This window comes from Kushneria sinocarnis, from assembly GCF_003633775.1.
Classification (GTDB): domain Bacteria; phylum Pseudomonadota; class Gammaproteobacteria; order Pseudomonadales; family Halomonadaceae; genus Kushneria; species Kushneria sinocarnis.
Window position 1 is genome coordinate 97484 of record NZ_RBIN01000002.1, and the last position, 12485, is coordinate 109968.

The window sequence follows — 12485 nt, forward strand, 5'->3', positions numbered from 1 at the left end:
GGCGCCGGCCTTATTCGGCCACGACCACGATCCGCACGCTGGCCATGACATCGGAATGCAGCTGCAGGTCGATGTCATATTCACCGGTCTGGCGAATCGGGCCGTCCGGCATGCGCACTTCACTGCGCGCCACGTCAATCCCGGCCTGAGCGATGGCATCGGCCAGATCGCGCGGTCCGATGGACCCGAACAGCTTGCCTTCGTCACCGGCACGGGCCACCAGCGACAGCTCGATTTCGTTGAGCTGTTCGGCACGGCGTTCGGCTTCGGCATAGCGTACCTGAGCCTCGCGCTCGAGCTCGGCACGGCGCTCGTCGAATGCGGCCACGTTTTCCTTCGTGGCAGGGACGGCCAGACCGTATGGCACCAGATAGTTGCGGCCATAACCGGGCTTGACCTTGACCCGGTCCCCCAGGGTGCCCAGCTTGCCGAGCTTGTCGAGCAGAATGACTTCCATCGCGTAAACCTCTTAGTGTTGGCCACCGGCCAGACGTCCCCGGAAATCGACCAGGGTATCGATCAGCGCCAGCAGCAGCAGCAGAATAACCAAAGTGGGCCAGGTGGTTACCAGCACCACGTAGAACCCGACCAGCCAGAACACGCTCAGCGAGCGCATTCCGATCAGTCCGTGGACCAGTGCCAGACCGGCAATCAGCAGCGGCACCCAGGCCACCAGCGCCGGGGCCGGCAGATTGAGCAGCGCACACAGCAGGCTGACCCCCAGCAGCAGCAGCAGTTCGCGACCGGAAAGGCGAAAGCGGTGAAACTCTTCCCGGAACCCGCCCGGGTTATAGAGTTTCGCCTGCCAGCTGCGGGCCAGTATCAGACAGCCGATACCGGCAAACAGGGCCATCCAGCCATTGACGGCCGCCAGCATCAGCGCCGAAAGACGATCGATCGGCACCCCGCGAGCCGCATACTCCGAGAGCAGCTGATCGACCTGGGGCGCACTCGAGCGTACTTCACTGATGATGCGCATGGCATCCTGGGGGGTGAACAGGCCGCTCTGGATCAGGACCGCGGTCAGTGCCGCCCCTGCCAGCAGGGCCTCTCCCCAGCGCACCCGGTTGCGCAGCATGACGGCCATCAGGGTAACCAGCACCACGCTGGCCAGCGGCACCCGATCACCCTGCCACCACCACCAGGCAGAAGGCAGTGCCGCGGCCACGACCACCGGCAGGGCTGTCGACAGCCCGCGCCGCAGCGTGACCAGTGCACTGATGGTGGCGCCGATCCAGAACGTCCAGGGGATCAGTGCCGCCAGCAGGGCGGCGGCCATCGCCCGGTATACGCTCTGCATCAGCCATCTGGCTGCGTCCGTCATGGGCCCCGGACCGGTCGGGAATTACTGGTGACGATCGGTATACGGCAGCAGCGCCAGATAGCGCGCGCGCTTGATCGCCGTGGACAGCTGGCGCTGATAACGCGCCCGGGTACCGGTAATCCGGCTGGGAACGATCTTGCCGGTTTCGGTCACATAGGACTTGAGCGTATCAAGATCCTTGTAATCGATGTACTTCACGCCTTCGGCGGTGAAGCGGCAGAACTTGCGACGACGGAAAAAACGGGCCATGAGAGTCTCCGATTGACTGGATCAGGAAGAAGCGGATTCGGATTCGGATTCGGTCTGCTCTTCGTTGCGTTCGCTGCGCTCACCACGCTCATTGCGCGGGCGCTCTTCGCGACGACGCGAGCCCTTTTCCTCGGAGGCCTTCATCATGGGCGACGGTTCCGTCACGGCTTCGGAAGCGCGGACCACGAGGTTACGAATGATGGCGTCATTGAAGCGGAAGATGTTTTCCAGCTCTTCCAGGGCTTCATTGCTGCACTCGACGTTCATCAGAACATAGTGTGCCTTGTGGATCTTGTTGATCGGATAGGCCAGATGGCGCCGACCCCAGTCCTCGAGCCGATGAACGGTACCGCCGTTTTCGGTCACGATGCTGGTGTAGCGCTCGATCATCGCCGGCACCTGCTCGCTCTGGTCCGGGTGGACCATGACCACGATTTCATAATGACGCATGTCATCTCCTTTCGGTTTGGCAGCTTCCGCCAGGGCCGGATCGCCCTTGGAGAAGCAAGGAGTCATCTTCGATGGATATCCACGCGGTACACCTGCCCTGCAGGCGTACATCGCAGAACCGCGTAATTGTAGGGATGCAGCGCAGGCGTTGCAAGCGTGCTACCCGGCGGACAGCGCCCGGCGCTGGCGCAGCGCTTCGTACAGGCAGATGCCGGTGGCCACGGAGACATTGAGACTCTCCACCTGACCGACCATCGGTAGTCGAACCAGATGGTCGCAGTGCTCCCGAGTCAGCCGGCGCAGCCCCTTGCCTTCCGAGCCCATGACAATGGCACAGGGCATGCTCAGCTCGACCTCGAACAGCTCGGCCGTGGCCTCCCCGGCAGCGCCCACCAGCCAGATCCCGGCATCACGCAGGCGCGTCATGGCGCGAGCCAGATTGGTGACCTGATAGACCGGCACGCTCTCCGCGGCACCACTGGCGATCTTGCGCACGGTGGCATTGAGCGGTGCCGAACGGTCCTTGGCCACGATCACGCCATCCACCCCGGCACCATCGGCACTGCGCAGGCAGGCGCCGAAGTTGTGCACATCGGTAATGCCGTCAAGAATCAGCAGCAGCGCCGGCGTTTCACGAGGCGCATCGAGGCGCCGGAAAAGCGCCTCTTCACTGCTGAAGGTCAGCGGCTCACAGAAGGCCACGATCCCCTGGTGCGCCCCTTCGGCGATGGCATCGAGCCGCTCCCGGGGCTGCTCGACGAGTTCAGCGCCACGCGCCTGCATCTGCTCGATCAAAAGGGCCAGTCGACGCGAGGCCGCGCCGGACTGGACCCACACCAGAGCGGGAAGCCGGGAAGCCGCCAGCAGCGCCTCGACGGCATGGACTCCGAAGACGGGCTCAAGCCCGCGGGGGGCGCCCGGCACACCGGCGCCACTGCCCTGCTCCCGTGCGCGACGCGGGCGGGAGCGCGACGAGCGCCCCCTGTCGGATGAGGAACGGCTCATGAACGCTTGCCACCGGAGCGCTTCCTGCCGCCGGTGTCGGCCTTCTGCTTCGGCTTCGCATCGGCCTTGCCCTTGCCGCGCGATTTCGGTGCATCATCGGCCTTTGCCGTGCTCTCCGTCGCCGCGGGAGCCTCATCGCCACGCCGATTGCGCTCGCGCTCGCGCTTGCCGGGACGCGACTTGCGCTTGCGCGGCTTCTTCTTCTCTTCCTGCCCCGCCTGTTCACCGCTGCCATCCGCTTGCGCGGGCTCGGCACCGGGTTTCTTGCGTACCCGACGCCGGGAGCGCGGCTGCGCCTCGGTCAGTTCGAAATCGATACGCCGCTGATCGAGATCAACCCGGGCGACCTGGACGGTCACGCCGTCACCGAGCCGATAGGTCAGACCGCCCCGCTCACCCCGGAGCTGGTGACGCTCGGCCTCGAACTGATAGTAGTCCGAGGGCAGTGACGAGATGTGCACCAACCCTTCGACAAAGTGCTCGTCCAGGCGCACGAACAGGCCGAACTGGGTCACCGAGGCCACGCTACCCTCGAAGACATCGCCCACCTTGTCCGACATGAACTCGCATTTCAGCCAGTCCTCGACATCACGGGTTGCGTCATCGGCGCGCCGTTCGGTCATCGAGCAGTGCTCACCGAACTCGATCATCTGCTCGAAGGTGTAGGGGCACCACCGCTGGGGCTTGTCGACCGGGGTATCGGCAAGACGTTCGACATGACTGCTGCTGCGGTTGCTGCGTACCACCGAGCGGATGGCGCGATGCACCAGCAGATCGGGATAGCGCCGGATCGGCGAGGTGAAGTGCGCATAGGCCGGATAGGCCAGCCCGAAATGGCCTTCGTTGTAGGGCGTATAGATCGCCTGGGTCATGGTGCGCAGCATGACCGTCTGAATGATGTCGGCATCCGGCCGATCGCTGATGGCCTCGCGCAGGCGCTGAAAGTCACCGGGAGTCGGCTCGCCATTCTCACCGCTGCCGCCCAGCGTCAGCCCCAGCTCACCGAGGAAGAGGCGCAGATTGTCCAGCCGCTCCTCGGTGGGACGCGCATGCACCCGATAGAGCGCCGGCAGCTTGTGCTTGTCGAGAAAGCGCGCGGTTGCCACGTTGGCTGCCAGCATGCACTCCTCGATCAGCTTGTGCGCATCGTTGCGAACCCGCGGCACGATGCGTTCGATCTTGCGCTGATCGTTGAAGACGATCTGGGTCTCGGTGGTTTCGAAATCGATGGCGCCACGTACACTGCGGGCCTGGCGCAGGGTCTGATAGAGACCATGGAGCGCCTCCAGCGGCTTGACCAGGGAGGCGTATTCGCGTCGCAGCGCCTGACCGGCCTCACTGTCGGCATCCTCGAGGATGGTACCCACCCTGGTGTAGGTCAGCCGCGCCTTCGAGCGCATGATGCCTTCATAGAACTTGTAGCGGCTGATCGTCCCCTGCCGGGAGATGTTCATCTCACAAACCATGCAGAGCCGATCGACATCCGGATTGAGCGAGCACAGGCCATTGGAGAGCAGCTCCGGCAGCATCGGGACCACCTGGCCGGGGAAGTAGACCGAGTTGCCGCGCGAATAGGCCTCTTCATCCAGCGCCGAGCCGGCCGGCACATAGTGCGACACATCCGCAATCGCCACGATCAGCTTCCAGCCGCCCGACTTCGTCTTCCAGGCATAGACCGCGTCGTCGAAGTCCCTGGCATCCTCGCCATCGATGGTGACCAGTGGCCAGTCGCGCAGATCGACCCGGGCCGCCTTGTCCTCTTCCCGGACCTCCTCGCTCATGTGGCGAATCTGATCGAGGACCTCCTCGGGGAACGCTTCGGGCAGATCATGCTCACGGATGGCAATATCGATCTCCATGCCGGGGTCCATGCGCTCACCCAGCACCTCGATCACTTCGCCCATGGGCTGCTGGCGCAGCCCCGGCTGCTCGGTGATGCGCACCATGACTACCTGACCATCCTTCGCCCCGGCCTCGCTGCCGGCGGGGATCATCACCTCGTGCGCGATGCGATTGTTTTCGGGCACCAGCACGCCGATATCCGGACCACGCTCCCGGTAGAGCCCTACCAGCTGCTGGGTCCGCCGTTCGAGAATCTCGTTGATGCTGATCTCGTCGCGACCGCGCCGATCGCGGCCACTGATACGGGCCCGAATGCGATCACCATCGAACAGGCGCCGCATCTGACGCGGCGGAATGACCAGGTCGGGCTTGACCTTGTCATCACGTACCATGAAACCGATGCCATCGCGATGGCCGACCACGCGGCCATCAATCAGCGAGGCCGGATCGATCGCCTCGAAACTGCCATCCCGGGTTCCGATTGCCTGGCCATCGCGGGCCATGGCATTGAGACGGCGACGTACTGCTTCCTGCTGCTCCTCGTCCTCGATGCCGAGACGGCGACACATGTTGTCGGCCGAGATCGGCTTGCCGTATTCGGCGAGCTGCTCGAGCAGGTATTCGCGACTGGGGACGGGATTTTCATAGCGACTGGCTTCGCGCGCCGCCTGCGGGTCGTCGCCGGTATTCCATTGACTCATAAGACTTCCTTGAAACTGTTATTGCCCTGACGGGAGTAAGATGCGGCGAAAGGTGGACACGAGACGGCACGGGAAGAGCGGATCATGTAACAAGTATACCGGTCGCAGGGCGGCGATCCCAACCCCTGGCGACCGGGAGAATCCGACTGATTGATATTCAGTAGCCCGCGCCCCCTTGCATCACTGCAAAATTTCCGTATTATTTCGGGCCACTTGCCCGGGTGGCGGAATTGGTAGACGCGCCAGCTTCAGGTGCTGGTGACCGTATGGTCGTGGAGGTTCAAGTCCTCTCCCGGGCACCATTCTTGCTTTCGGCTTTCCTGCGGAACAAAGGTTCGATCGGAAAGCATGGATGGTGCCACCAGGCAGGTACCCCGGCAGCAAAAGCTGCCAGAGGCTTGCATCATCGCTGATTTTGTTGATAATGCATGCCGCCGATCGGCACAGGTTCGCACAGCCTGCCGATCCACAATCGATTGCCCGGGTGGCGGAATTGGTAGACGCGCCAGCTTCAGGTGCTGGTGACCGTATGGTCGTGGAGGTTCAAGTCCTCTCCCGGGCACCACAATCGATTGGCTGACAGGCCCGGATGGCGGAATTGGTAGACGCGCCAGCTTCAGGTGCTGGTGACCGTATGGTCGTGGAGGTTCAAGTCCTCTTCCGGGCACCATCATCCCGAACGGACGGGATGCCTTCCCTGCAGTCGCACCTCCCGTTTTCAGCCCGAGTCTTCCCTGCCGACGTCTCGCACCACTCTTCCCGGTTTCGGTCTGTCCTTCCCGTACCCCTCGGCGACCCCTGACGTTACGCGCACCGGCACCGAAAGCAACAGCATCTGAAGCCTTTCGCCCGATTCACGGTGATCGCCAGCACGCCGCGCCCTGGCGGTCACGCCGATGGCGCCCCGAGCCCCGTCCCTCAACCCCGCAACCCTCAATAACGGGCCGGCTGACGGGCATATCGTCCGAGCTGCCAGGCGCCGGGATCGACTCGCGACTCCAGCTGACGCTCCACCTCTGCCGGCAACTGACTGAAGAAGTCCAGCCCGGTGCGCGCCTCGATCTCATCGACACTGACCACAAAACGATCCAGCGGCTCATTGCCCGAGACCTTCTGTGGCATGATGAAGGCCAGCATGCGCGGCTGACGCCCGGGTACCACCAGGATCTTGTAGAAGGCATCCGGAATCTCGATCAGTGACGGCAGGCGGGTGATGTCGGCATCAAAGATCGGCCCATCGGTCACCCACACCGTACCGAAATGCGGTACGAAATCGTCGATGATCACCTCTTCCAGACGCTGCCAGAGCTTGCGGTTGAGCGCCGGGCGCTGCGGCGAGACATTGGTCATCAGAAAGGTGTCACGCTGCGCGGCGCGGCCGTTGACCACGGCAATGGCATAATTGGGCGCCATGTGGCCGCGATCATAGCCGGTCCCGGTGTAGTCGCTGCTGGTGGTGCGCCAGATCGCCCGGACATCCTCGCGAAACCCATCCGGCCTGGGGGGCGCATCAGGATCGGCCACCCGGGTGAGACGATAGGTCACCCAGAGCGGATTGCGCCGCAGATCCGACCAGCCCACCATGTAGCCTTCGTTGCGCAGGGTGCGATTGAGGGTATGCCAGTCATACCAGACCTGCGCCTCGGGGGTGCCCATCCAGCTCATCTGCGCGCGGTAGTCGCGCTCCTGCCAGTACCAGAGGCCACCCAGCACGGCAGCACTCAGCATGCCGATGCCCCCCAGACGCGACAGCCGCCGCATCAACCCGAGCGGTGCCCGTGCCGCCATACCGATGTTCCCCTGCCTTGTTCTGTCATGATTACCCGGCGCGAATGACGCCGGCGGCAGAGTATATCAGGGGGTCGTCGGGGCGCCGAGTCCGGGGTGACAACTTCACCGCCCGGGGGCTCGGCAGGGCCGCTGCGCGCTTACGCGTCCTCGGTCATCGGCCAGTGGTAGCGGGCGACGCACTCCCCTCCTTCCATGCAGTCGAGATGCACCGGAAACCCCCACAGCTGATGCATGTAACGCAGCACCGGATACACGGTCCTGTCCAGCGGACGTCGGTCGCTGCGCTCATGACGCAGGGTGAGCGAGCGATCGCCGTGGATGTTGGCTTCCCAGACCTGGATATTGGGCTCGCGATGGCCCAGCGCATACTGGGTCGACAGCGCTTCCCGCACGCGCCGGTAGCCGCGATCATCATGGATGGCGCTGACCTCGATCATCTCGTCGGTGTCATCGTCGATGATGGCAAACAGCTTGAGTTCGCGAATGACCCGGGGCGAGAGAAACTGCTGGATGAAGGATTCATCCTTGAAGTTGTTCATTGCGAAATGCAGCGTTTCCAGCCAGTCGCTGCCGGCCATTTCGGGGAACCAGCGCCTGTCCTCCTCGGTCGGTGTCCGGCAGATGCGCTGGATATCGCTGAAGATGGCGAATCCCAGCGCATAGGGATTGATGCCGCTGTAGTAGGGGCTGTCGAAGGCCGGCTGCGCCACCACCGAGGTGTGGGACTGCAGGAATTCCATCATGATGCCCTCGTCGATCAGCTGCTCGTCGTAGAGCCGATGCATGATGGTGTAGTGCCAGAACGTCGCCCAGCCCTCGTTCATCACCTGGGTCTGGCGCTGGGGATAGAAATACTGCGCCATCTTGCGCACGATCCGTACGATCTCGCGCTGCCAGGGCTCCAGCAGCGGTGCGTTCTTTTCGATGAAGTAGAGCAGATTCTCCTGCGGCTCGGCCGGATAGCGACTGCGACGGTGCAGACCCAGCGGGTCCTCGTCGTCGTGCCGCTGCTCGTCTTCGCGCTCCGGCTGGGGGATCGTGCTCCACAGCGTGTTGAGCTGGGCCTGCAGATACGCCTCGCGCTCCTGCTGACGCTTCGCCTCTTCCTCGGGCGAGATCGGCGACGGCCGCTTGTAGCGATCGACACCATGATTCTGCAGGGCGTGGCAGGCATCGAGCAGCTGCTCGACGGCATCGACGCCGTGACGCTCCTCGCATTCGGCGATGTAGCGCCGGGCGAATACCAGATAATCGACAATCGCCGAGGCATCGGTCCAGGCACGGAACAGATAGTTGCCCTTGAAGAAGGAGTTGTGGCCATAGCAGGCGTGCGCCATGACCAGAATCTGCATCATCAGGGTGTTCTCTTCCATCAGATAGGCGATACAGGGATCGGAATTGATCACCAGTTCGTAGGCCAGGCCCATCTGCCCGCGCCGATAGGCCTGCTCGACGGAGAGGAACTGCTTGCCGAACGACCAGTGATTGTATCCCACCGGCATGCCCACGCTGGCATAGGCATCCATCATCTGCTCGGAAGTGATGACCTCGATCTGATTGGGCCAGATATCGAGCCGGTATTCCGCTGCAATCCTGGCGATCTCGCGTTCATAGAACTCCAGATCCTCGAACGACCAGTCCGAGCCCTTGTCGAACCACGCCTCGTCCTGACTCCGGATATGGCTGTCGGTCATGGCACATGCTCCTCACGCCGCCTCGCGGCGTTTGAACAGTTCCCGGAAAACCGGGTAGATATCACCGGGCTCGATGATCTGGCGCATCGAGAAGCGTTCCGGATAGTCGGCCTGCACCCGCTCGTACTCCTCCCACAGGGTCTGGTGGGCATGCGGCGTGATTTCCACATAGGCGTAGTACTGCAGCCGGGGCATCAGCCGTTCGCAGAGCAGCTTGCGGCAGTGACCGGAATCGTCATCCCAGTTGTCACCGTCGCTGGCCTGGGCCACGTAGAGATTCCACTGACCGGGCGGATAGCGGCGGTCGATGATTTCATCCAGCAGCCCGAGTGCACTGGAGACGATGGTGCCGCCGGTCTCGCGGGAGTAGAAGAACTCCTCCTCATCCACTTCGCGGGCGGCGGTATGGTGACGCACGAAGACCAGCTCGACCCGCTCGTAGTTGCGCTCGAGAAAGAGATACAACAGCAGGAAGAAACGCTTGGCGATGTCCTTGTGGGACTGGGTCATGGAGCCGGAGACATCCATCACACAGAACATGACCGCCTTGTTGGATGGCTGGGGCTGATCCATCAGATGGGTATAGCGCAGATCAAAGGTATCGATGAACGGCACCGCCTCGAGACGCCGCTCGAGCCTTTCGATCTCCTCGCGCAGCGCCCGGATGCGGGTGGGATCGCGCAGCACCGGGTCCTTGCGCTCCTCCGCTTCCAGCGCCTCCCGGGCCTCGCGCAGTGCCCGCTTGATCGGTGCCCGCATGGCGATGCGGCGGGCATGCGCCTGACGCATCGAGCGCACGATGTTCATCCGGGCCGGCACGCCACTGCGTGAAATGCCCGCCCGCACGGGGCGCCGCTCGTCAAGGTCGGCCAGCTGCTTGCGTTCCAGATGCGGCAGCTCCAGCCCGTCGAAGACAAAGTCGAGAAACTCTTCGCGGGTCAGGGTAAAGGCAAACTCATCGGCGCCCTCCCCCTGATTGGAAGCCGAACCATCGCCCGCGCCATTACCGCCGCCACTCCCCTCGGGCCGGCGCAGCCGATCCCCCTCGACGAACTCACGGTTGCCGGGACTGACGACATGGCGCCGACCGCCGCTGCCATGCCGAAAGCTGGGCTCGGAGATATCCTTCGAGGGAATGCTGACCTTCTCGCCCCGCTCCATGTCGGTAATCGAACGCCGATTGACGGAGTCCTCCACCGCGCGCTTGATGTGGCTGCGATAGCGGCGCAGGAAGCGCTGTCGATTGACCGCACTCTTGTTGCGCGCGTTACGCCGTCGATCAATGAAGTAGCTCATCGCCACCTCCTGTCATGCCGGAAACCGGCCCGGCCTGTTCGGTGCCCCGACTGCCGCACGGGCAGTCGGAGGACACTCGGATGATCGGAAGGATGCGGACCTATTGCGACTTGCGTACGCGCAGGTACCACTCCGACAGCAGCCGCACCTGTTTCTCGGTATAGCCGCGGGCCACCATGCGGTCGACAAAGTCCTCGTGCTTGCGACGATCCGCCTCCGAGGCCTTGGCATTGAACGAGATGACCGGCAGCAGCTCCTCGGTATTGGCAAACATCTTGTGCTCGATGACCCCCTTGAGCTTTTCGTAGGACTGCCAGCCGGGGTTTTTGCCATTGTTCTGCGCCCGGGCCCGCAGCACGAAATTGACCACCTCGTGGCGGAAATCCTTGGGATTGGAAATCCCCGCCGGTTTTTCGATCTTCTCCAGCTCCTCGTTGAGGGCCTGCCGATCGAACATCTCGCCGGTTTCGGGATCGCGATACTCCTGATCCTGGATCCAGAAATCGGCATAGGTCACGTAGCGGTCGAAGATGTTTTGACCATATTCGGAATAGGATTCCAGATAGGCGGTCTGAATTTCCTTGCCGATGAAATCGACATAGCGCGGCGCGAGGAACTCCTTGATGAAGCGCAGGTAGCGTTCATGAGTTTCCTTCGGCAGCTGTTCCTGTTCGAGCCGCTGCTCCAGCACATAGAGCAGGTGCACCGGGTTGGCCGCCACTTCGGTGGCATCGAAATTGAACACCCTGGAGAGGATCTTGAAGGCGAAGCGCGTGGAGAGCCCGTCCATGCCCTCGTCGACCCCGGCGGAATCGCGATACTCCTGAATCGACTTGGCGCGTGGATCGGTGTCCTTGAGGTTCTGGCCGTCATAGACCCGCATCTTCGAATAGATGCTCGAATTCTCCGGCTCCTTGAGGCGCGAGAGCACCGAGAACTGGGCCAGCATGCGCAGCGTATCCGGCGCACAGGGGGCTTCCGAGAGCGAGGAGTGCTCGAGCAGCTTCTCGTAGATCTTCATCTCCTCGGAGACACGCAGCGAGTACGGTACCTTGACGATATAGACGCGATCGAGAAAGGCCTCGTTGTTGCGATTGTTGCGAAACTGCTGCCATTCGGACTCGTTGGAGTGCGCCAGGATCACTCCGTCGAAGGGAATGGCGCCCATGCCCTCGGTCGGGTTGTAATTGCCCTCCTGGGTCGCCGTCAGCAGCGGGTGGAGCACCTTGATCGGGGCCTTGAACATCTCGATGAATTCCATCAGCCCCTGGTTGGCACGACACAGCCCGCCGGAGAAGCTGTAGGCATCGGGATCATCCTGAGAGTAGAGCTCGAGCTTGCGGATATCGACCTTGCCGACCAGCGCCGAGATGTCCTGGTTGTTCTCGTCGCCCGGCTCGGTCTTGGCAACCGCCACCTGATGCAGCCGCGACGGATAGAGCTTGACCACCCGGAAGCGTGAAATGTCGCCGCCATACTCCCTGAGCCGCTTGGCCGCCCAGGGTGACATCACGCCACGCAGGTAGCGACCCGGGATGCCGTACTCACGCTCGAGCACTTCGCCATCCTCTTCGGATGAGAACAGGCCCAGCGGTGACTCGAATACCGGCGAGTCCTTGATGGCATAGAAGGGCACCAGCTCCATCAGCGCCTTGAGGCGTTCCGCCAGCGAGGACTTGCCACCACCGACGGGCCCCAGCAGATAGAGGATCTGCTTGCGCTCCTCGAGCCCCTGAGCGGCGTGACGGAAGTAGGCGACGATCTGTTCGATCGCTTCCTCCATGCCGTGGAACTCCTCGAAGGCCGGATAGCGTCTGATCAGCTTGTTGGAAAAGATGCGCGAAAGGCGGGGGTCGCGGGAGGTATCCACGACTTCGGGCTCGCCGATGGCCTGCAGCAGCCGTTCGGCGGAGCTGGCATAGGCGGAAGGGTCGTCACGGCAGAGTTCGAGATACTCCTCGAGGGTCATTTCCTCCTGGCGTGTACGCTCGAAACGCTGCTGGACATGATCGAAGATGCTCATGGACGTCTCCTTGCGAGCTGACCGCCCGGCACCTCACCCTTGCGGCGCCGGGGGCCCGGGTCTGGGTTATTCGATAAAACACTCCTGCGTTCTTTTCACATCTGCTCCCT

Annotated in this window: 10 protein-coding genes and 3 tRNA genes; 3 read left to right on the forward strand and 10 right to left on the reverse strand. The window is 62.9% G+C overall.

Annotated elements, in window-relative coordinates:
* Positions 1–10: 10 nt before the first annotated feature.
* The 6 genes from rplI to rnr all read right to left on the reverse strand — a co-directional run bounded on the left by rplI (position 11) and on the right by rnr (position 5571).
* Positions 11–457 carry a 50S ribosomal protein L9 gene (rplI, locus tag C7446_RS03020; protein ID WP_121171186.1) on the reverse strand — a complete coding sequence of 149 codons (447 nt, stop codon included), beginning with the start codon at positions 455–457 and terminating at the stop codon, positions 11–13.
* A gap of 12 nt (positions 458–469) precedes the next feature.
* A complete protein-coding gene (locus C7446_RS03025) occupies positions 470–1300 on the reverse strand; it encodes a hypothetical protein (RefSeq protein ID WP_245977634.1) in 831 nt (276 codons plus the stop codon).
* Positions 1301–1345: 45 nt separating this feature from the next.
* Positions 1346–1573 carry a 30S ribosomal protein S18 gene (gene rpsR / locus C7446_RS03030; protein WP_070976236.1) on the reverse strand — a complete coding sequence of 76 codons (228 nt, stop codon included), beginning with the start codon at positions 1571–1573 and terminating at the stop codon, positions 1346–1348.
* Positions 1574–1594: 21 nt separating this feature from the next.
* On the reverse strand, positions 1595–2023 hold the full coding sequence (gene rpsF / locus C7446_RS03035) for a 30S ribosomal protein S6 (RefSeq protein ID WP_121171190.1): 429 nt from the start codon (positions 2021–2023) through the stop codon (positions 1595–1597).
* Between the two features lie 159 nt (positions 2024–2182).
* Positions 2183–3028 carry a 23S rRNA (guanosine(2251)-2'-O)-methyltransferase RlmB gene (gene rlmB, locus C7446_RS03040; protein ID WP_121171192.1) on the reverse strand — a complete coding sequence of 282 codons (846 nt, stop codon included), beginning with the start codon at positions 3026–3028 and terminating at the stop codon, positions 2183–2185.
* Complete coding sequence (rnr, locus tag C7446_RS03045; RefSeq protein ID WP_121171194.1) at positions 3025–5571, reverse strand: ribonuclease R; 2547 nt, start codon at positions 5569–5571, stop codon at positions 3025–3027. The genes rlmB and rnr overlap by 4 nt, the downstream gene beginning before the upstream one ends.
* A gap of 215 nt (positions 5572–5786) precedes the next feature.
* Between rnr and C7446_RS03050 the strand changes: the two genes are divergently transcribed.
* The 3 genes from C7446_RS03050 to C7446_RS03060 all read left to right on the forward strand — a co-directional run bounded on the left by C7446_RS03050 (position 5787) and on the right by C7446_RS03060 (position 6241).
* Positions 5787–5873: transfer RNA gene (locus C7446_RS03050), tRNA-Leu, on the forward strand.
* A 176-nt stretch (positions 5874–6049) separates the two neighbouring features.
* Positions 6050–6136: transfer RNA gene (locus C7446_RS03055), tRNA-Leu, on the forward strand.
* Between the two features lie 18 nt (positions 6137–6154).
* Positions 6155–6241, forward strand: a tRNA-Leu gene (locus C7446_RS03060).
* A 263-nt stretch (positions 6242–6504) separates the two neighbouring features.
* On the opposite strand, the gene C7446_RS03065 is transcribed toward C7446_RS03060, so the two are convergent.
* From C7446_RS03065 to C7446_RS03080, 4 genes are all read right to left on the reverse strand, one after another.
* Entirely contained in the window at positions 6505–7359 is an 855-nt protein-coding gene (locus C7446_RS03065) for a DNA/RNA non-specific endonuclease (RefSeq protein WP_245977635.1), read from the reverse strand.
* 140 nt (positions 7360–7499) lie between these two features.
* Entirely contained in the window at positions 7500–9056 is a 1557-nt protein-coding gene (locus tag C7446_RS03070) for a SpoVR family protein (RefSeq protein ID WP_121171196.1), read from the reverse strand.
* Positions 9057–9068: 12 nt separating this feature from the next.
* On the reverse strand, positions 9069–10352 hold the full coding sequence (locus C7446_RS03075) for a YeaH/YhbH family protein (RefSeq protein WP_121171198.1): 1284 nt from the start codon (positions 10350–10352) through the stop codon (positions 9069–9071).
* Positions 10353–10452: 100 nt separating this feature from the next.
* Complete coding sequence (locus C7446_RS03080) at positions 10453–12375, reverse strand: PrkA family serine protein kinase (protein ID WP_121171200.1); 1923 nt, start codon at positions 12373–12375, stop codon at positions 10453–10455.
* Positions 12376–12485: the final 110 nt, after the last annotated feature.